Annotated in this window: 16 protein-coding genes and 2 tRNA genes; 4 read left to right on the top strand and 14 right to left on the bottom strand. The window is 35.0% G+C overall.

Going from position 1 to position 22227, the window contains the following annotated elements; genetic code table 11:
* Positions 1-2: 2 nt before the first annotated feature.
* The 4 genes from pdhA to porU all read right to left on the bottom strand — a co-directional run bounded on the left by pdhA (position 3) and on the right by porU (position 6859).
* A complete protein-coding gene (gene pdhA, locus F1003_RS13835; RefSeq protein ID WP_155090027.1) occupies positions 3-1004 on the bottom strand; it encodes a pyruvate dehydrogenase (acetyl-transferring) E1 component subunit alpha in 1002 nt (333 codons plus the stop codon).
* A gap of 92 nt (positions 1005-1096) precedes the next feature.
* Positions 1097-1579, bottom strand: coding sequence for a cytidine deaminase (gene cdd, locus F1003_RS13840; protein ID WP_155090028.1), 483 nt, complete (start codon positions 1577-1579; stop codon positions 1097-1099).
* Between the two features lie 80 nt (positions 1580-1659).
* A complete protein-coding gene (gene porV / locus F1003_RS13845; RefSeq protein WP_155090029.1) occupies positions 1660-2943 on the bottom strand; it encodes a type IX secretion system outer membrane channel protein PorV in 1284 nt (427 codons plus the stop codon).
* A gap of 64 nt (positions 2944-3007) precedes the next feature.
* Positions 3008-6859, bottom strand: a complete 3852-nt coding sequence (porU, locus tag F1003_RS13850; RefSeq protein ID WP_155090030.1) for a type IX secretion system sortase PorU — start codon at positions 6857-6859, stop codon at positions 3008-3010.
* A 326-nt stretch (positions 6860-7185) separates the two neighbouring features.
* On the opposite strand from porU, the gene gldJ reads away from it, so the two are divergent.
* The 3 genes from gldJ (at position 7186) to F1003_RS13865 (ending at position 10921) form a co-directional block, all read left to right on the top strand.
* Positions 7186-8865: a gliding motility lipoprotein GldJ gene (gene gldJ, locus F1003_RS13855; RefSeq protein ID WP_155090031.1), complete on the top strand. Its 1680-nt coding sequence runs from the start codon at positions 7186-7188 to the stop codon at positions 8863-8865.
* A gap of 63 nt (positions 8866-8928) precedes the next feature.
* Entirely contained in the window at positions 8929-10209 is a 1281-nt protein-coding gene (locus F1003_RS13860; RefSeq protein WP_155090032.1) for a UDP-N-acetylmuramoyl-tripeptide--D-alanyl-D-alanine ligase, read from the top strand.
* 22 nt (positions 10210-10231) lie between these two features.
* Positions 10232-10921, top strand: coding sequence for a TVP38/TMEM64 family protein (locus F1003_RS13865; protein WP_155090033.1), 690 nt, complete (start codon positions 10232-10234; stop codon positions 10919-10921).
* Positions 10922-10972: 51 nt separating this feature from the next.
* On the opposite strand, the gene F1003_RS13870 is transcribed toward F1003_RS13865, so the two are convergent.
* The 9 genes from F1003_RS13870 to F1003_RS13910 all read right to left on the bottom strand — a co-directional run bounded on the left by F1003_RS13870 (position 10973) and on the right by F1003_RS13910 (position 18408).
* Positions 10973-11047, bottom strand: a tRNA-Val gene (locus F1003_RS13870).
* A gap of 184 nt (positions 11048-11231) precedes the next feature.
* Positions 11232-11306, bottom strand: a tRNA-Val gene (locus tag F1003_RS13875).
* Positions 11307-11369: 63 nt separating this feature from the next.
* On the bottom strand, positions 11370-12587 hold the full coding sequence (locus F1003_RS13880) for a bifunctional folylpolyglutamate synthase/dihydrofolate synthase (protein WP_155090034.1): 1218 nt from the start codon (positions 12585-12587) through the stop codon (positions 11370-11372).
* 3 nt (positions 12588-12590) lie between these two features.
* Positions 12591-13439: an energy transducer TonB gene (locus tag F1003_RS13885; protein ID WP_155090035.1), complete on the bottom strand. Its 849-nt coding sequence runs from the start codon at positions 13437-13439 to the stop codon at positions 12591-12593.
* Between the two features lie 43 nt (positions 13440-13482).
* Positions 13483-13875 (bottom strand): ExbD/TolR family protein, encoded by a 393-nt coding sequence (locus tag F1003_RS13890; protein ID WP_155090036.1) that lies wholly within the window; start codon positions 13873-13875, stop codon positions 13483-13485.
* 1 nt (position 13876) lies between these two features.
* Positions 13877-14572, bottom strand: a complete 696-nt coding sequence (locus F1003_RS13895) for a MotA/TolQ/ExbB proton channel family protein (RefSeq protein WP_155090037.1) — start codon at positions 14570-14572, stop codon at positions 13877-13879.
* 63 nt (positions 14573-14635) lie between these two features.
* Positions 14636-16027 carry a sodium:proton antiporter NhaD gene (nhaD, locus tag F1003_RS13900; protein WP_155090038.1) on the bottom strand — a complete coding sequence of 464 codons (1392 nt, stop codon included), beginning with the start codon at positions 16025-16027 and terminating at the stop codon, positions 14636-14638.
* A 13-nt stretch (positions 16028-16040) separates the two neighbouring features.
* Entirely contained in the window at positions 16041-17267 is a 1227-nt protein-coding gene (locus F1003_RS13905; RefSeq protein WP_162306988.1) for a Glu/Leu/Phe/Val dehydrogenase dimerization domain-containing protein, read from the bottom strand.
* 73 nt (positions 17268-17340) lie between these two features.
* Positions 17341-18408: an anhydro-N-acetylmuramic acid kinase gene (locus F1003_RS13910; protein WP_155090040.1), complete on the bottom strand. Its 1068-nt coding sequence runs from the start codon at positions 18406-18408 to the stop codon at positions 17341-17343.
* A gap of 91 nt (positions 18409-18499) precedes the next feature.
* Between F1003_RS13910 and F1003_RS13915 the strand changes: the two genes are divergently transcribed.
* Entirely contained in the window at positions 18500-19642 is a 1143-nt protein-coding gene (locus F1003_RS13915) for an acyl-CoA dehydrogenase (protein WP_155090041.1), read from the top strand.
* 2 nt (positions 19643-19644) lie between these two features.
* Here the strand turns inward: F1003_RS13915 and F1003_RS13920 are convergent, their stop codons facing one another.
* A complete protein-coding gene (locus F1003_RS13920) occupies positions 19645-22089 on the bottom strand; it encodes a helix-turn-helix domain-containing protein (protein WP_155090042.1) in 2445 nt (814 codons plus the stop codon).
* Positions 22090-22227: the final 138 nt, after the last annotated feature.

The following is a 22227-nucleotide window of genomic DNA, read 5'->3' on the forward strand; positions in this document are numbered from 1 at the left end:
TTTTATCTTATTTTATGGTCTATAAATGGATAATCCTTTTGCTCATAAACAGCATCGTACATCACACTCTTTTCTGGAAATGGTGATTCCTCCGCAAATTTTTCACATTCAGAAACTCGAGCCTTAACACGCTTATCAATTGCCTTAATTTCTTCTTCTGTAGCGTATTTTTTTTCTAGAATAATGTCTTTAACTTGTGTAATAGGGTCAATTTTCTTGTACTCCTCAACTTCATCCTTTGTTCTATAATGTTGCGCATCAGACATAGAGTGTCCTCTGTAACGGTATGTCTTTACCTCCAAGAAAGATGGTCCACCACCTTTTCTAGCACGTTGAATAGCTTCATCAAAAGCTTCGGCTACTTTAATAGGGTTCATTCCATCAACTGGACCTGATGGCATTTCGTAACCTAGACCTAGTTTCCAAATATCTGAATGATTGGCTGTACGCTCCACTGAAGTTCCCATGGCATATCCATTGTTTTCGCAAACAAAAACTACTGGTAAATTCCAAAGCATTGCTAAATTAAACGTTTCGTGTAACGAACCTTGTCTCGCGGCACCATCACCAAAACAGCAAAGAGTTACGGCGTCACTGTCGTGATATTTATCCCCAAATGCAATACCAGCACCTAAAGGAATTTGCCCACCTACGATACCATGACCTCCATAAAAACGGTGTTCTTTAGAAAATATATGCATAGATCCACCAAGGCCTTGAGATGTCCCTGTTGCTTTACCGTACAATTCTGCCATTACGCGCTTTGGATCTACTCCCATACCTATAGGTTGAACATGATTACGATAAGCGGTAATCATTTTGTCCTTGGTTAAATCCATGGCATGTAAGGCTCCGGCTAAAACAGCCTCTTGTCCATTATACAAATGAAGAAATCCTCTTACTTTTTGCTGAATGTAGACTGCTGCGAGTTTGTCTTCAAACTTTCGCCAGAATAACATATCCTCATACCACTTTAGGTAAACCTCTTTAGTTATTTTTTGCATTTTTTGATTCGTTCTTTATTATCGGATTAACAAAAATAACATATTAGAAACTAAAGGAGAAACTGAAAATAGTAAAATTTGTTACGAAAACGTTACAGGAAACTTCTATCGAAACCTAAAGGCAATAAATTGGCCAATGAGTTTGATTTTACAACCTTTCCCTTAGCACCCATAAAATAAATTTCAATGGGTTGATTTTGTTTAATTTCGTATTCTGCAATAGCTTGTCTACAAGCTCCGCATGGAGGAATTGGCGTATCTGTAATTTGATTTTGTGAAGAAGCGGTTAATGCCATTTTTAAGATTTTGGCATTGGGATGTTTAGCACCAGCATAATAGATTGCTGTTCGCTCAGCACATAAGCCCGAAGGGTAAGACGCATTTTCTTGATTGCTACCAATAACAACCTCATTATTATCTAAATATATTGCGGCACCAACCTTAAATTTAGAATAAGGAGCATAGGCATTTTCCCTAGCCTCTAGGGCCGATTTCATTAATTCTTGAACATCAGTTGGAAGTTCGCTAACATCATCATAAACCTTTAGTTCAGTTTCTATTTTCACTTCCTTCATAATCTTGACTTTATTTTAGACAAAAAAACTATTGCTTTTTGTAAAACAATAGTTTTTTGTGTTATGATTATTTTTAATTTCTAATACTCATCATATTCACCATCTCCAAAATTGAAAGTAAGAGAAAAACGCAATGTATTCTCAAGCGGACTTTGCACCCTTGATGCCGAGAACAAATATGACAAATCTATATTAATAGTAGTGTATTTAAATCCTGCTCCTAAGGCAAAGAACTTACGAGCTCCTTTATCTTCAGCTTCGTTAAAGTAACCTGCTCTAAATGCAAAGTTTTCTTGATAAGTGTATTCAGCTCCCAATGCCCAAGTAAACTCTCTTAGCTCTTCACTAAATCCACCTGGTGCATCACCAAATGATTGAAAGATGCCATTTAAAAAACTTACATTATTATCTTGTCCTTCTATTATAACATCTTCTTCAGATGCAGCTTCTTGCTCATCCGTTTGAAAATCCTCACCTGGCTGAACATCATTGGGATCAGCAGGAGGTGTATAAACACCATCACCATTAGTATCTGTAAACACAATTCTATCCCCTAATCTAGGTGGTGTTGGCACCAACAATTTAGCTACCTCAGCAGTGATTCCTAATTTACTGTATTCATCAAAAATAAAATCGAAACCAGCACCTAATCTTAAAGTTGTTGGCTGAAAGTTCTCTCTACCTCCGTCATCGTACTTAAACTTAGGCCCTAAGTTCTGAATCGCAAAACCAGCTCTCCAACGTCCATTAAAATCATTATAAGCTTCTTCTTCACTTTGGTAATAACCTGTTAAATCTGCTCCGAACGTACTCGCAGCATCAGCGTTAGGATCAACTTGATCTATCCTTAAATCAGATCTCATATAACGTACTGCTACTGCCATAGCAAATTGATCCGCTAATCTTAAAGTATATGCTACATCTGCCGTGAACTCATTTGGCTTTACGTTAATACCAGGGTCATTTTCACTTTGTGTAAGCGTAATTTCACCTAAACTAAAATACTTGAAACTTGCAGAGACTGCACTATATTCATTTATTCTATTAAAATAGGTAGCGTAACTGATTGAGATGTCATTAACCAATTTGCTTAAATATGGTGTATAGCTTAAACCCGCACCAGATTTAGCTTCAGAGAAAACATATTTTGCCGGATTCCATTGTTGTGAAAACCCGTCCATTGACGTAGCAACTCCCATATCTCCCATTGCTGCCGACCTTGCATCTGGTGCAATGAGCATAAATGGAACTCCAGTAGTTATAACCCTACTGTCAGAAGAGTTTGGTACAATTTGCACGGTCTCTTGTGCAAAAGTAAAGTTAAGTGTTGCAAAAGCGATAAGGGTTATTGCGTATTTTTTCATGTTTAATATTAAGTTATTAATGCTAATGCCTTAGCATCAATTGGTTTGCAAATATAATTTATTATTAGAGTATGACAAGTTTTTGAATTTTTTCAACTTGCTTATTTAAACGGTTAGATCTCACTTTTAGTTTATAGACATAGACACCTTTTCCTATTTTATCTCCAAAATCGTCTCTTCCATCCCATACAATGTCTTTAGATAGAGAGCTTACGGACTTACTGCCTCCCGTGGTTTGTCCATTTAATGTTCTTACTAATTTACCGGAAACTGTAAATATCTGTACTGAAACGTCTAAAGGCTCTATACTATTGTGGTTAAACCAAAATTCCGTATAGTTAACAAATGGGTTTGGGTAATTAAGTACATTGGTTACCACAAGTTCTTCATCTTTATCGAATACAGTAAACTGAATTTCTGCTGTAGAAGAATTATTATAAACATCCCAAGCCTTTAGGGTTAGCGTATGCAAGCCAGGTTCTAAGTCTCTAAAAGGATAGCTTACCGTACCGTTGGTGTAATCATCTACATTGGCCTGATAATAATCGTTTAAAACAATAGGGTTAGTTTCATCACCATCAATAATAGCCGTGATATCATGACCTATACCACTTGCGGTATTTATACCATTATCATCTTGAAGTTTAGCTAATAAATTTGGAGACTCATTGGTTATACCACCAGAAACGAAATTCTCGTCGTTCATGAATAAATTAATTACTGGCCCAATATTATCTTCTGGTGCATTTTCGTTTATGCCTCCAACTTTTATGTCGAAGTTGGCACCTGTTTGGTCTGATAGTGGATTATTGGTCTGTGCATAAAAACTCACTTTACCATTTCCTACTGGAATACCTATATCTCGAGGGACAACAAAATCGAACTCAAATTGCCCATTTTCAATCGTAGCTTGTCCTCTAAATATAATCTCACCCAGAGTGGTAAAGTCTAAAATTATTTCCCCGTTGCTATCGGTTACACCATCATTTGCTAAAGTTTGGCGATCAATTTGTTTATCAAATACAGTTGCCGTTAAAGTCCCGTTATAATTAGATAATAAGTTTCCGTTGACATCGGTCACTTCTCCTGCCAGTTTTGTATAACTCAGTGCTTTAAGTGTATCGATAGGTTGTGTGATTACTACATCATTAACCTTAGTCAACCTAATATCGGGCTTAGGAAAAGCCAGTTTCATTGCTGGGTCACCAATTAAAAACACCAAACGCTTCTGTGTAATCCCAGATATACTATTATCTGTTTTTGTAAGTCTTAAAGCCTCACCAATTGTTGGATAATCATTTGAGCCAAAAGCGAATAAATAATCGTCAAGTATTTCATTATAAGCCACGCCTACTGTCACAAAAATTTGCCTAGTAGTTGTAATAAGCGCAATGGCACCGCCATTTTTGTTCCAGAATGTAAACTCACCTGCTGTATCTCTTTGAGGATCATCAAATTTGGTGTATTCGCAAGTTACAGTTATGAATAAGTTGAATTTACATACATTATTTACTTCTTGCGCATCAAACTTATCAAAGATTCGTTCTTTAGCTAATCCGTCCTCACCACCATGTCCGAAATAATTTACGACTAACGCACCAACTTCAATAGCATCCTTAACTGCATTATTTACTTCTGGGTATCTATTTCCTGCCGCTGAGGATTCTTGCTCAAAAGCATCCGTATGTATTTTCACGACATTAAAAAATGGTTTTTCATCCTCTATCTCTGTACCTATGCCATCAGTAGTTTCCTGTAAAATTCTTTCCCATTGTATATCTACGTCATCAGAAATGAGCAGCACATTGTTTCTCCAACTTCCATAAGCTTCAGGTTGATAGTACGCATCTATCTTATCTACCATTTCCTTAGCGCGCTGAACATCTTCAGCTAAAATTCTTCCTACGGCAATATCCATTCTATCCGCATTACTCATTGAGCCCTCATTGAAATCCAACATGGCATAAAAATCATCTGACACAAAAGAATTGGTAAGGCTAAAACTTTGAGTGGAATACCAAGAAGGCACTAAATTGGTATTATTAGTAATTCTATCTTTATAGTCATATGAACCTTCACCAAACAGGCATAAATATTTCAATCTATTACTTGGAGTACTGGCATTATCATAGACGTATTTCACAAAATTCCTTAAGGCTGCTATATCCTGACTGCCAGTACTAAATTCATTATATATAGTCTGTAGGTCTACAACCTTTACATTTAAATTATACTGATTTCTATTAATTTGAGCCAAACGCTCAGCCTGAGATAACAACTGAGTTGGAGTTAAAATGATATAGTCAATATCTTCAAAAGCTCCCTGAGCATTATTGAAGATGGTTCCTTTTAAATTTTGATTGGCTACAACAGAATTATTGTCTTTTTTAGGCTGCAACGTATTTGAAGTAGAAAATGCCAAATAAATGCGCTCCTCACCAGACTGGGCTTTAAAAGATAAGTTACCTTGACTGTCTGTGTTGGGTAGATTTGCAACATTAAATCGGTCGGTGATATCCCATATTTCTTGAATACCAGAAGCGTTAGCCAAGTTATATTGTGCAATACCAGGTGTAGTTACAACATCTCTGTTTTTAAACACCAATTGCTCTCCTTCATAGATCAATCCTCTTGTTGCTTCTATATTAATAAAATCTAAGTACGCATTTGCTGAAGGATTTCCGTTATTGTTATAATCTAATGTCACTGTAATGGCATCGGACGAAATATTAAGGTTCTCCCCAAATGAAGCTGAAGTTCCTAAAACCGAACCTGGACTGATTACCCCTAAGTTTAAGCTGGAAACGAAATTACCGTTAATAGTGACTCCCATTGTAGAACCAGCTGTTTCTGAAACAGAACCAACAGCTATATCAAAACGTACAGGTTCACTAGCCACCAAATTTGGAAATTGAAAATTGTAAACACGTTGATTTTCTATATCGAAATCATCACCAAACCATCGACGACCCAATTTCGCTAAGTTGTGTTCATCAACTTCGTAAAATTGATAATCTTGAAATGTATCAATCTCAATGTCTGCAGCTGCAACTATATTTGGCATAGCCTGAATACGTTTTCCATTTCCCGGACTTACATTAACATAGTAATACGTCTTATCAGTATATAGATTTAAGTTAGTATTACTCTCTTCACTGTATGTTGTTGGTCCTTCACCATAAAATAGTATATAATCACTATTGTCAAAACTGCCATCTTCTTCGCCAACAAACTTTATAGCATTCTCTACAACATCAAAAGGATATTCAGCAGAATTCAACAAGGGTAACATTCTACCACCATTACCATAAATTTTCACATTTCTGGGATCTACAGAATTTGTGTTAACACCCAAACTATTCAAGAAACCCTTTGTTAATTGGAACACGCCAGACTCTTCTATATAAAATCTATACCATTCGCCAGTACTTAATACTGAATTTGTGATTTCATTTCTTGATGCCGTTTGTGTTCTACTCGCTGATGTGCTATAGTTAATGGAAAAAGACGTGAGTTTTTTATATACACCTCTATCATTCACAATAGGGCTAATTTCAAAATAGTAAGCTCTCTTTCCTCTAGCGTTAGTGTTGTAAAATTTATACTTGGGCGATTTAGGTATAAGCTGTGAATTTAGGTTCTTTAAATCGGATTCGCTGATGGTTTCATAGGAAACGTTAGATAGTGTTACTGAATTTTCGTCAATTGCATTTCCGTTACTATCCCATTGTGCAAAAAATGTTAAGCCTTTTTTATCATCATAATTAAAGTGCGTCTTCTCAAAAGCAGGAACAACCATCTTGCCATAAGCAGTTTCAAGTTCTTTTTCACCATTCCAATTAATATTGAATTGTTTTTGCTGCCCATAAGAAAGCATAGCTAAAAGCGAAAAAAATAAGATATAGCAATTTTTCATTTAAGATTCGATGGTTTGGTTTTTTCCGTAAATTTCACTTTAAAACATCACTAACCTGACTTTGATATAAATTTACAGTAAAATAACGCCTAATATAAAGTGTTATTATGAGGCTTTGACTTTTATTTCAAAAATACAACAATATTTTATTTCAAGGCTCGTTATTAAAGAGCAAAATACACCGATATTATGCAAAAAATCCGTTATTGTGTTCAAAAAAAAGGATGAAATGCACGATTTTTTGATTTTTCATGCAAAAAAAAGTTGTCAGTTTACCTTTAATTGTTATATTGCGGAACTAATATTTAACGAGCTTACTTAAACGTATGGATATGAAAAATGTCTCAAACCTCAAATTTTTAATCGCTATAGCAGTCTGTGCTAGCATAGTTAGCTGTAAGCGATCATCAAATTCTAGCAATGTAGATAGTGCTACAGGCTGGAAAATCAATGATAAAAATGGCGGCTTTCAGTACAACACCAATTTTAAAGAACAAGAAACACCTCCAGGCACTGCCTTTATAGAAGGAGGAACGTTTACAATGGGTAAAGTACAGGATGACCCTATGCACGATTGGAACAACACTCCCACACAGCAGCACATACAGTCTTTTTACATGGACGAGAATGAGGTTACTAACCTCAACTACTTGTTCTATTTAGATTATTTAAAGAGAGTATATCCTCCAGACGATCCAAATTATGCCTTAATATACAAAGGTGCACTTCCAGACACCTTAGTATGGAGAAACCGTTTAGGTTATAATGAAATGATGACAGAAAACTATCTGCGTCATCCAGGATATGCTAATTACCCTGTTGTAGGTGTAAGCTGGATTCAAGCTGTTGAATATGCCAACTGGAGATCTAACCGCGTTGCTGAGCAATCATTACAAGAAGCTGGTTACATAAAGAGAGATGCGCAATACACTGACTTAAGTGCAGAAAGCACATTTGATGTTGATACCTACATTAATGCCCCTACAGAAACTTATGGCGGAAGCGAAGAGGTTTTACAAGGCGGTAAAAGAAGACAACAAACTGATGCTGATGGCAATCCAATAAATATTTACGCTAACAGAGAATCCGGATTAATCCCAGTAAAATTTAGACTCCCAACGGAGGCTGAGTGGGAATATGCCGCTCTTGGGATGAGTGATCTAAGAAGTTATAACGTATACCGAGGGCGTAAAAAATACCCTTGGGATGGTCAATACACTAGATCTGGTAAGCGTGTAAATCGTGGCGATCAGTTAGCAAACTTTAAGCAAGGTAAAGGAGACTATGGCGGAATTGCCGGATGGTCTGATGATGGTGCAGATATTACTGCAGAAGTAAAATCTTACGAGCCTAATGATTATGGCTTATATGATATGGCTGGTAATGTTGCTGAATGGGTAGCTGATGTTTATCGTCCTATCGTTGATGATGAGTTTAATGACTTCAACTACTATAGAGGTAACGTTTATACAAAGAATGCCTTAAACGAAGATGGTACTGTGAAGGTAGTTACCGTAGATGAAATTGTTTACGATACTTTAAGCAATGGTAAAATCGTTGCAAGAAACTTACCTGGTGAAATTGCAAAAATACCTGTTGATGAAAAAGAAACTTATTTAAGAACTCAGTTCGATAAGAGTGATAATAGAAACTTTAGAGATGGTGATAAGCGTTCTTCGCGTTACTACAGAGAAAGTTTTGATGAAGGTGACGATAGAGTTAATGCCACAGACAAAATGTACAATTCACCTAGACATAGAGTTGAAGTAGATTCTGTTGAAGGTAAACTTATTAGAGAATATGATAAGTCTAATAATAGAACATCTTTAATCAATGACGAAGTGAGAGTTTACAAAGGTGGTTCTTGGAGAGACAGAGCATACTGGATTGATCCTGCGCAACGTCGTTATTTCCCTCAGGATATGGCAACGGACTACATCGGGTTTAGATGTGCAGTATCTAGAGTAGGTTCAAAATCTGTGAAATCACAAAAGAAACGTAATTAAAATCGTTAAATAATATTTAGAAAAGTCCTGATTTGTTAATCAGGACTTTTTTATTTTTAGACAATGAAAATTGAAAGCTTATATCAAAAGTTCAAAAAGAGTTCAGGCATATCAACTGATACCAGAAAACTCTCTGAAGGTTGTATGTACTTTGCACTAAAAGGCGATAATTTTGATGGTAATGAGTTTGTGGAACAAGCTTTTAACGGAGGTGCAAAATATTGTGTAGTTGATAATAATAAGGCTGTACTAAGCGATGATTGTTTTATAGTAGATGATGTATTAACAACACTACAGAACTTAGCGACATACCATAGAAATGAAATTGATATTTCAATTATTTCATTAACTGGTAGTAACGGAAAAACAACGACCAAGGAGCTAATTAATGTTGTATTGTCAACCCAGTACAATGTCAGTGCCACCAAAGGCAACTTAAACAATCATATAGGTGTGCCATTAACGCTTTTGAGTTTTTCTAAAGATTTAGACTTCGGCATTGTAGAAATGGGAGCCAATCATAAAAAGGAAATAGAGTTCCTGTCTAACATTGCCCAACCAGATTATGGTTTAATCACCAACTTCGGCAAAGCTCACCTTGAAGGATTTGGTAGTATTGAAGGAGTTATAGAAGGAAAGTCTGAATTATACAACTTTTTGAAAACCAATAACAAGACTGTATTTGTAAGTGCTGATGACTCAAAACAATTGAATCAAATTGGCAAGTATCAAAATACAGTAAAGTTTGGTAGTAATTCCAACAATGATTGTGTAGTTGAATTTATAGAAGCCAATCCTTTTGTTACAATAAAATACGACGGAATTGAAATTAACAGTCAACTAATAGGTAATTACAATTTCGGTAATATTGCGGTTGCTATAGCTGTAGGACAGTATTTTAATGTAACAAGAGATAATATAAAATCAGCAATTGAAAATTACCAACCTGATAATAATCGCTCTGAAATCATACAAAAAGGTTCCGTACAAATAATTTTAGATGCTTACAACGCTAACCCAACAAGTATGCTAGCAGCTCTAAAAAATCTACAGCAGCTAGAAGCCGAGAACAAATATCTTTTTCTTGGAGATATGTTTGAGCTTGGTGCTGATGCTGAAAAAGAACATCAAAATATCGCTGATTTCGCTGAACAAAATTTTAGAGATAATGTGTATCTCATAGGCGAAAATTTCAGTAAAACAACAACAAGTGAAAGCATTAAAAAATTCAAAAAGTTTGAAGATTTAAAACCTATTTTAAATAAACTCAACCTTCATAATTCAACTCTGCTCATAAAAGGCTCTAGAGGTATGGCTTTAGAACGAATTTTGGATATTTTATAATACAAAAAACCATAATTAAAAAATGCCTAAGGATAATACTAAAATAACGAAAAGTAGATTTCCTCTATATATCTCTTTATTTATAGTTTTAGGTATCATTTCATCTTATCTTATCATTTCTGACGTACAACAGTTTTTTGATACTGCATGGGAAGTTTTAACTAGTAACGACGAACAGCGAATAAAAAAATGGGTAAGTAATTTTGGATGGTATGGTCCATTGGTTTTAATATTGGCCATGGTTTTACAGATGTTTCTTATCGTTATCCCTACAATATTGCTTATGGTGGTTTCAATCCTAGCCTATGGACCTATTTGGGGAAGCCTTACCATATTAGTAGCAGTATTTGTAGCATCATCTGTAGGTTATGTAATAGGAAATTATTTTGGGCAAACATTTGTTCTAAAACTCTTGGGAAATAAAACGGAAACGAAAATCGAAGAATTTATAGAATCGTTTAGTTTTTGGGCTGTTGTAATCACAAGGATAAATCCGTTTTTGTCTAACGATGCCATTAGTTTTGTTGCTGGCATATTAAATATGAACTATTGGAAGTTTATTGGAGCTACCGTAATGGGTATACTACCTTTAACCATTTTAATTGCTATTTTAGGTAAAACTACGGAAAACCTAGAGTCTGGTTTATTAATTGGGTCTATAGTCAGTCTGATTCTCTTTGGAATTTATTATTGGAAAAAGAACAAAAAGTAAGCTTTAGGGCTTAAAAAAACCCAAGCGACGGCTTGGGTTTTCTGATTGATGTGGGTCATACTGGATTCGAACCAGTGACTTCTACCCTGTCAAGGTAACACTCTAAACCAACTGAGTTAATGACCCTAAAGTTTCAAAAATACACTTTCTTTTTTGAATTTCCCTACCGAAACCGCTACTGCAAGTATAATTTCGATATGCCCTCGAATATCTAGGAATCTTTGTTTCAAAATAACACTTTTAGCTTCGCTCAGTATTATTTTGAAACAAAAATTCCGATTTGAAAAATCAAATCGGAATTGTGTTTTTGTGGGCGCGAAGGGATTCGAACCCCTGACCCCTTGGGTGTAAACCAAGTGCTCTGAACCAACTGAGCTACGCGCCCTAATAATTAGGACTGCAAATATAGACTAGTTTTTAAAATCTCAAAAGGATTTCAATAAAAAAATCAAATTATTTCAGCGACTACAAAAGTGCTTCCTCCTACAAATATTAGGTCGCTATTTGAGGCATTGGATTTTGCCTTACTAAGTGCTTCTTCTACACTTTTATAGACCTCACCTTGTATATTATATTCTAAAAAATTCTTTTGTAATAGTACTGCATCCAGACCTCTTGGTACATCAGGTTTACAAAAATAATAGGTAGCATTTTTAGGAAACAATGGAATTATAGTATTTAGATCTTTATCATTTACGGCTCCGAATACAATATGAAATTGGCTATATGTTTCTAATTGCAACTGTTGCAATACAAATGTTAATCCTTCCTTATTATGAGCAGTATCACAAATAACTTTTGGATTGTACTGAATTACTTGCCACCTCCCTTGTAAACCCGTATTCTTGGTTACATTGAGAAGTCCCTTTTTTAATTCTGAATCCGAAATTGAAAAACCAGAATGTCGGAGAACATTTATCGATTGAATAACGGTTTTGATGTTATGCTTTTGGTATGCACCTTTTAAATCACTTTCAAGGACATTTTCAATTAATTGGTCAGAAAAATAAATATCTGAATTGGTCGACTTCGCTTTCTCTTTAAAGACAGTTTGAGTTTCAGGTTGAGTTTCACCAATGACAACCGGAATATTCTCTTTAATGATTCCTGCTTTTTCAGCGGCAATTTTCTCAAGGGTGTCGCCTAAAAATTGTACATGATCAAATCCTATATTAGTTATTACAGAAAGTTCAGGTGTAATAATATTTGTAGAATCCAAACGACCACCTAACCCAACTTCAATGACGGCAATATCAACATTTTGCTTAGCGAAATAATCGAATGCCATACCTACTGTCATTTCAAAGAAAGACAGATTATTTACTTCAAAAAATGCCTTATTTCGCTTTATAAACCCAATTACAAATTGTTTACTTACAACTTTACCATTAATACGGATACGTTCTCTAAAATCCCTTAGGTGTGGTGATGTGTATAAACCAACTTTGTAACCAGCCTCTTGAAGTACTGAAGCTAACATATGACTCGTTGAACCTTTACCATTGGTTCCTGCAACATGAATCGATTTGAATCTAGTATGTGGCTCCCCTAAATTATTGGAAATTTTAAAAGCATTAGTTAAGTCCTTTCTAAAAGCAGTTTTACCTTTACTTTGATACATTGGTAGTTGCTGAAACATCCAATTGAGTGTATCTTGGTAATTCATGATTTATTGACCAACATCAAAGTTAATACTTACAAAGCCAATTTGCTTTGCAGGCGCATCTGAATCTGCTGGCCATTTATGCGATAAGGCAATTTTCTTTGCAGGCTCCAATAAACAGGGATGCGTATTCGTAGTACCTCTTATACCAGGTTCAGCTTTAGTAACTCTTCCTGCTCTGTTTACTTCTATTTTAACAACGACCAAACCGTACTCATTGCAATCTTGCTTGTAGATTTGTCTTGATGGCCTTCCTCGTCCGCCTAATCCGTAACCTACTCCACCTTTTCCAGGTCCTGAGCCACCAAAATAGCTTGGCGCATAAGGATCTCCATCTAATTGACCTTTATTTCCCCCTTGATTGTCTGGTCCTTCACCTCCGTCATCATTACCACTAGAATTCTTTACTCCACCTATAAGGTCATCTAATTTTTTTTGCTTTTCTGCCTTTTCACGTCTCTCACGTTCTTCAGCTTCACGCTTTTGGCGCTCAATTCGCTCTGCTTCAGCTTTAGCTTTTGCTTCAGCCTCTTTTTGCTTTTTTATGGCAATATCTTCGGCATTTTCAGCTGTCATTACCTCTTCAGTCTTTGTTGGAGTTTGAGTAGGCTCTGCTTTTGAGGTTTCTGGTTGTGATTCCTCTACGACTTTTTCTTCGACAGCTTTTCTCGGTTGTGCCAATGGTCTATTTCCGCTACCAAAGTCTGTATTCCCAAAGTTTACCGCAACACCGTACTCCTCTGGTGGATCTAAATATTGAGGCCCAACAAAAAACAACAACAAGAATAATAACAAAGCTATTAAGCCTGTTATTCTTGCCGAATTACGTTGATGTTTGGTCTCTAAATATTTCATCTCAGTTATACTTTAGTGAGTGTAGTTTCAAAAATGATGCCGTTTAGTTAGGCTTCACTGCCAGTATCACTTTAAACTTATTTCTATTAGCAATGTCCATTACCTTTACAACATTCTCTACAGGTACTGATTTCTCAGCTCTTAATACAATTGTTGGAGATTCCTGTTTTGAAAGAATTGACACCAATTGATTTTCTAATACACTTTCACCAACACGTTTCTGGTCAATATAATAAGTCAAATCTGCCTTAATACTTACTGCGGTTGACTTTTTGTTCTCTGTCTTTCCGCTTGCCTTTGGTAAAATAATATCAATAGCATTTGTGGTCACCAACGTCGATGCTATCATAAAAAAGATCAATAACAGGAAAACAATATCGGTCATAGATGCCATATTGAATTCTGGTGTTACTTTATTTCGTCCTCTAATGTTCATATTAGATAGGTTCGTTTAGGTGATCTAAAAATTCAGTAGAAGTGGCTTCCATTTGGTGAACCACTTTATTAGTTCTTACCACAATGTGATTGTAAGCCACATAAGCTATAATACCTACTATTAATCCACCGACTGTGGTTGTCATTGCGGTATATAATCCACTCGCCAAAACATCCATTTGAATGGTTCCACCAGCATTAGCCAACTCAAAAATGGAAAGTATCATCCCAACTACAGTTCCTAAGAACCCAATCATTGGTGCAACACCAGATATTGTCGCCAACACACTTATATTTTTTTCTAAGCTATATATCTCTAAACGACCTGCGTTTTCAATTGCTGTATTAATATCTTCAAGAGGTTTACCAATTCTGGTAATTCCCTTTGCAATTAATCGAGAAACCGGTGAATTTTGCTGAGCACATAGCATTTGTGCAGAGTCCACCTTGCCATTACTAACATGGTCTTTTATTTGATTCATAAAATTTGAATCGACTTTTGATGCTGCCTTTATAGCAAAAATCCTTTCAAAATATATATATGTAGCCATTATGAGCAGCAAGAACAAGATAAGAATGATGACCATTCCTGAAGTTCCACCACTTGTAATCAACTCAATAATAGATAAGGTTTTTTCAACGGATTCACCATCTGTTAGAACCTCCGCTTCATCTTGAATATTACTTAGTAATATCATATTATAAGTTTTAAGTTTAAAAGTTTCTGTAAGTTATAACGCTAAGTTTTTCACTTAAGTATGTTAGAAAATAGCTCTTGTTGCCATAAAGGCAATAGCACCTGCTATAAAACCTACAAAAGCCAACCAGGATATCTTTTTAAGGTACCAGAAAAAGTCTATTTTTTCCATTCCCATGGCCACTACACCAGCAGCAGAACCAATAATTAACATACTCCCGCCAGTACCAGCAGAATAGGCTATAAAATGCCACAACTGATTATCCATCGGCTCAGAGAACATCCCTAAACTGGCTGCAACCAGTGGCACATTATCAATAACTGCCGAACCAACACCAAGGAGAATGACTACCAAATCCGAAACAACGGTTCCCGCTGGCTCAGTTCCTATTAACCCAATGTTTTCTTTAAGACTATCTGCAAAACCGAAAAGTATCCCAAGCGATTCTAAAGCGGCAACTGCCATTAAAATACCCAGGAAAAACAAGATACTAGGTAATTCAATTTTTGACAATGAATAATGCACAGGACTATGACTTGCATTCTCACTATGCTCTTCGGATTGTATCTGTGATATAGCAAATTTTGAATTACTATAAATCTCAGCAAAAATCGCTACGACACCAAGGGACAGCATCATACCTACGTAAGGTGGTAAATGGGTGATAACTTTAAAAATCGGTACAAAGACAATAGCGCCCAATCCTAAAAATAACATTGTAGAACTAAATTTGTTTTTTGGCTTATCATCAGCACCTTGTAATTCTAAGGTGCCTTTAAATGGTTGTAGCAATGATGCTATAAAAGTAGGCACTATCATACATAACAGTGATGGAATAAATAAATAGATAAATAAATTACCTGTGGATACTTTGTCTCCAATCCATAGCATAGTTGTTGTAACATCTCCAATTGGTGACCAGGCTCCACCTGCATTGGCAGCTATAATAATTAAACCTGCATACCAAATCCTTACACTTCTATCCTTAACTATTTTTTGAAGAATAGATATTAAAACAATTGTTGCTGTAAGGTTGTCTATAATTGCAGAAAGTATAAATGCCAAACCGCAGAACATCCAAAGCAATTTTCTTCTGCTGTTAAAGTTTACCGCATTTTTAATGGTAGAAAAGCCATCAAAATAATCTATGATTTCTACAATGGTCATGGCACCCAATAAAAACACCAATATCTCTGCGGTCTTCCCTAAATGGTGCAAAAGCGTTTCCTCCATTAAATGCATTTTTTCTTCATGACCTTGGTCTGAAAAACCATCTACAAGACCATGAATTGAAGAATCAAACCACTGTGTAAAATCGTCAATTCCCAAAGAGATCAAAGCCCAACTTATGGCCATCATAACCAAAGCTGGTATCAACTTATCAATTTTTATATTGTGTTCTAATGTTATCGCTAAATAGCCAAAAACAAATACGAGAATTATAACAGTTTCCATAATAAGGGATATTTTATATTAATTGTCTTAGTGCAATCTCAAAAGCGGTTTCACTAATACCGGTTTTTGTTGGATTATTCTTTTTAACTTCTTTTAATGCCTTCTTAATAACTTTAGAAGTATCATTGAAAATAGCTTCATCTGTCATTATTACTTTTCGTTCCATAAAGTAGGCAAAAACTCTAGCCATACCACAATTTGAAATAAAATCTGGTATTAAGCTCACTTTTTGGTCGGTATGCTCCATGATAGGTCCAAAGAAAATTTCTTTATCTGCAAAAGGCACATTTGCCCCACATGTAATAACTTCTAAGCCAGTACTAATCATTTGATCTATTTGATCTTGAGTAATTAATCTAGATGCTGCACATGGCGCAAACACTTCGGTTTCTAAAGACCAAATCTGTTCATTTATAGCTTCAAAAGGGATTAAGTCATCTGCAACAAGAGTGTTTCCACTTTTATTAAGGTACAACTCTGTGATTTCCTTAAAAGAAAACCCATCAGGATTAATTAAGCCACCAACCCTATCAATTATACCAACTACTTTTGCTCCCATTTGGGAAAAGTAAAAAGCAGCAGCAGCTCCAACATTACCAAAACCTTGAACTACAACACGCTTTCCTTTAATATTACTGTCGTTAATTGCATAAAAATGCTTCGCTGCTACAGCAACACCATAGCCCGTAATCATATCTGCAACCGTATACTTTTTTGAGACATCTGGTGAATATTTTGGGTTTTCAATAACCTTAATAACACCATGCCTTAACTGACCAATTCGGTTTATTTTATCAGCTTGTGTGGGTTTAAAATGTCCTTCAAAAACACCTTCTTGCGGATGCCAAACACCACTTTCTTCTGTTATGGGAATCACTTCGTGAATTTCATCAACATTTAGGTCTCCACCTGTACCGTAATAACTTTTCAATAATGGAGAAACGGCTGCATACCAGCGTTCTAATACTCCTTTTTTTCTTGGGTCATTCGGATCGAAATTGATACCTGATTTGGCTCCTCCTATTGCTGGTCCCGAAACTGTAAACTTTACCTCCATGGTTTTTGCCAGTGACAAAACTTCATTTTGATCTAGACCTTTTCTCATTCTAGTACCGCCTCCAGCTGCTCCACCTCTTAGAGAGTTTATGACCGTCCATCCTTCAGCGTCTGTTTCTGGGTCGTTCCAATGAAAAACTATTTCGGGAGATTTATTTTCGTACTTGTGAAGTAATTTCTTTATCAATTTGCATCAATTAGTTAGTTATAACAAATATAAAAAACTCTATTTCCTAAAAGAGATTAAAACATTAATTTTAAGTGTTAGAAATTAAAATTTTTCCAGAGGAATGATTCTTGCTCGCTCCAGTAACACTTTTAAGGCAATTAACCTCATTTCGCTCCCGTAAGACTCCCAATAATCCAAAAACGAGAGCTTCTTTAAATTCAATGATTTCCTTACTAGGTATGATTATTTGTGATTTTGAAAGGAATTTTATTCTATGGATTAAAAAATCATTGTACGCTCCTCCACCCGTTACCAATACTTTAGGCTTCTCTTGATTCAAGATTTTAGAAATTTGAATTGCAACATGCTCTACGAACGTTCTCAATACATCTTCAATTCTGAGATTCCAGGAGTCAATTAATGGAATAACCTTTTCTTTAACCCATTCTAAACCCAATGATTTAGGCGGTTTCTGTTGATAGAACTCAATTTGATTCAATTTTGTTAGCAATTCGGAATCAATATTACCTGTCGAGGCTAATTTTCCTTTGTCATCAAAATCCAGGTTTAATTTTAATACATAATGGTTTAAAACAATATTAACAGGACAAATGTCAAAAGCGATTCTTTCGTTATTCTCTTCAAATGAAATATTGGCGAAGCCACCTAAATTCAAACAGAAACCATATTTCTCAAACAATAATCGATCACCAATAGGTACCAAAGGCGCACCTTGTCCGCCATATTCAACATCTTGAACCCTAAAATCGCAAATGACCTTTTCATTTAATGTATCTGATAGAATCTGTTGATTACCAATTTGTAGTGTCAAACCTTCTTCAGGTTGATGCAAAGCTGTATGACCATGTGAAGCAATAAAATCAATATCAGTTATATTATGCTTTTTGATAAATTCCGAAATAACCGTTCCCAAATATTTGGAATAAGCTTTATCTATTTCTGATAATTCATCCAAAGTCTTTGTTACCAATTGACTTAGAGATGATTTCCAAATCTCAGAATATTTTAGGGTTTCTGACTTGTGAATCTTAAATGTCCAATTATTATCATATACATATGTTGCGTATATGATATCTATACCATCCAAAGAGGTGCCAGACATCACACCCACTACATTATAATAAGACTTTGCCATATTAGTAAAAATAATATTACTTATTGAAAATACCGCAAGAAACAGTTATCTTTGCATGAAATTTTTAACAAATCAATAATTAGTTTGCTTTATGGATTTTAGCTTAACAGAAGAACATATAATGATTCGTGATGCTGCAAGAGATTTTGCACAAACTGAATTACTCCCTGGTGTTATTGAACGTGATAATGCACAAACCTTTCCCGATGAATTGGTTAGAAAAATGGGCGAGTTGGGTTTTATGGGTATCATGGTAGACCCAAAGTATGGGGGAAGCGGTATGGATGCAATCTCTTATGTTTTAATTATGGAAGAGTTGTCTAAAATTGATGCCTCTGCTTCTGTTATGGTTTCTGTAAATAATTCATTGGTCTGCTATGGTCTTGAAGCATTTGGAACAGAAGAACAAAAACAAAAATACTTAACAAAATTAGCAACAGGAGAGCAACTAGGTGCATTTTGTTTAAGTGAACCAGAAGCAGGTAGTGATGCAACCTCTCAAAAAACTACTGCTATTGATAAAGGAGATCATTATATTATCAATGGTACGAAAAACTGGATTACAAATGGTGGCCGTGCAGACACTTATTTAGTAATAGCACAGACCGATAGAGATAAAGGACATAGAGGCATCAACGCTTTTATTCTTGAAAAAGGAATGCCTGGTTTTGATATTGGCCCAAAAGAAGATAAGCTTGGTATACGTGGTAGTGATACACATACATTGCAATTTAATGATGTAAAAGTACCTAAAGAAAATAGAATCGGTGAAGATGGTTTTGGATTTAAGTTTGCAATGAAAACCTTATCTGGTGGACGAATTGGTATTGCTGCACAAGCCCTTGGGATTGCCTCAGGAGCTTACGAGTTAGCCTTAAAATATTCTAAGGAACGTAAGGCTTTTGGAACGGAAATTTGTAATCATCAAGCTATTGCTTTTAAGTTAGCTGATATGTACACTGAGATTGAAGCTGCTCGCCATTTGGTAATGAAAGCTGCTTGGGAAAAAGACCAGGGCAATAATTATGATATGGCAAGTGCTATGGCAAAACTTTACGCAAGTAAAGTAGCTATGGAACAAACTGTTGAAGCAGTGCAAATTCATGGTGGTAATGGTTTTGTAAAAGAATACCATGTAGAGCGTTTAATGCGAGATGCAAAAATCACCCAAATATATGAAGGTACTTCTGAAATACAGAAAATTGTGATTTCTAGAGGTGTTATAAAAGGGTAGTCTTATTTAAAATATTTTGAAAGTTCATTAACTACCAACTGTAACTCACCATAAGAATATTTGTCGTCGAGTTGGTGCTTTAAGTCTGAAAGGTTATCAAAAGTTTTCGTCGGAATAATTTCTTTTAACTCTGAATAGTGAGCCTTTGTCATTAGGTCTGTAATCTTCACTTCTCCTGATGAAATGAAACTAGCCAAATGGCCAAATATAGTATTAGTGTTTAATTCTCGTTCTAGAGCAATTTGATCTATAGATTTACCAGATTTAAAAAGCTCTAAGGAGGTTTTCTTTGTATCCCCTTTTTTCTTTTTTGGTTTTAATTCTTCAAAAACTGGAAGCTTATTATTAGTTTCAATATCATTTTCTTCGCAGTAATCAATAATCACTTTTAAAATTTCAGAACCATATTTTTTAATTCTTGTTTTGCCCATGCCGTGAATTTGTTTTAATTCAACTTCAGTTGTTGGTAACAACTCACACATGGCATATAATGATTTTTGTGTAAAAATCTGAAAGTGAACTAAATCTTCACGTTTTGCGATTTGGTTTCTAAGTTCTCTAAGTAATTCAAAGAGTTCAACATTGGTTGTACCATCAATAATAGCTTTTCGCTGTTTTTTTGGTTTTTCTTTACCTAAGAAAACAGATTTGGCTCTTAGAGATAAAAATTGTTGCACATTAAAGCCCTCCTTTAAGCCTAAAAAATAGGGTAGTTTTGTCTCCAATAACTCTTCTAATGTATCTAGTTGTTTATCAATATCTTTTTGAATTGCTTTATTGTCAGTAGTAAAACTTAAAGCCTGAAGAGAACCTCCTATTGTTTCTTTTGTTTGCTCCTCAAAGTAACTAATAGCTTTAATAAATCTATCCTGAAGTGTTTTATTAGATTCGGGAATATCTACCGAGTCACCAATCGATTTTAGTTGGCTATTAAAGGAGTTGCTTATTTTAAGTAGGTTGATAACTGAATCTTTTATTGTTACCAAAGGTGTTTCAATATTTCCTTCAATGCTCCCTCTGTTTTTATAGTAAGTATCTAATATTCGATTTGAAGGATATAAAAATTTATAAAAATCAAAAATCTCGGAAATTAAGCCTAACTGAAATGTACGTTTAGATTGCTGGAGCATATCATCATTTGGTTGGTTAGCTTCTGCACTTTCGTTAAAAGAAATAACATTACTATCACTAATAATTTGACTCGGAGTAATTTTACTATTAAGAACTAATCCTTCTAGCGATTTACAGCGACTAAGTGCTACATAGGTTTGCCCGTGCGCAAAGGCAGCTTCAGCATCAATTATTGCTTTATCAAAAGTTAAACCCTGACTTTTATGAATTGTGATTGACCAGGCCAAGCGAAGTGGCATTTGTGTATAACTACCAATTTTGTCTTCGGAAATTGCTTTTGTCTCCTTATCGACAGTGTATTTAATATTTTCCCAAACCTCTGGTTTTGTGATTATATTAAAATCGTCATCTGGGCAATTCACAACAACTTCATCATCATCTAATAAAATTACCTTACCAATTTTACCGTTGAAGTAACGCTTTTCTGGCGAGCTATCATTTTTAATAAACATAACTTGCGCACCAACTTTTAGTTTTAACTCTTCTTTGTTAGGATAAGAATGTTCAGGGAATTTTCCTTCAACAACTGCATTATAAGTTCTTGATTTTCCTTCAAGCTTTTCAAGCTCTTGTTTATTGATCTGGCCGGCTTTATGATTATGGGTCGTCAATGAAATATAACCTTCATTTTCATTTGGAATAAAGTTAGGTTGATAACGTTTATTCAATTCATCAGCAGATGATTGACTTAGTTCATTATTTCTAATTTCATTCAGTATATTAATAAACACTGGGTTTTCTTGCCTATAAATATGCTTTAATTCAATAGTAATCGGATTTGAATTTTTATAAGCTCCACTACTAAAGAAGAATATATTCTTATAAAATGGCTTTAATAACTGCCATTCTTGCTCTTTAATTACTGGCGATAATTGTTGAAGGTCGCCTATCATTAATAATTGAGTTCCGCCAAAAGGCAAGTTCCTATTTTTAAAGCGTTTTAAGGTTCTATCTATTCCATCAAGTAAGTCAGCTCTCACCATACTGATTTCATCAATAACCAATAGGTCTAAAGACTTGATAATATTAATTTTTGTTTTACTGAATTTTCTATTGAAACTAGTTGTAGAATTTAAATCTGTATGAGGTAAAATTGGACCAAAAGGCATTTGAAAAAAAGAATGAATAGTTACCCCTTTAGCATTTATAGCAGCTACTCCAGTTGGTGCAACCACCACCATTCGTTTTTGTGATTGCATTTTTAATTTATGTAAAAATGTTGTTTTGCCTGTACCCGCTTTACCAGTTAAGAATATATTTCTATTTGTATTATTAATGAAATCCCAGGCAAGATTAAGTTCATTGTTTACTTTCATATTAGTTTTCGGATAAAACTTGAAGATAACAAATCTGAAGCTTTTAAATTGAAGTAATTTTCTCTATAAACGAAAAAAATCCCGATTCTAACAATAAGAATCGGGATTCAAAAAAGGCGGCGACCTACTCTTCCACAG

This window comes from Winogradskyella ouciana (assembly GCF_009709615.1).
GTDB classification, from domain to species: domain Bacteria; phylum Bacteroidota; class Bacteroidia; order Flavobacteriales; family Flavobacteriaceae; genus Winogradskyella; species Winogradskyella ouciana.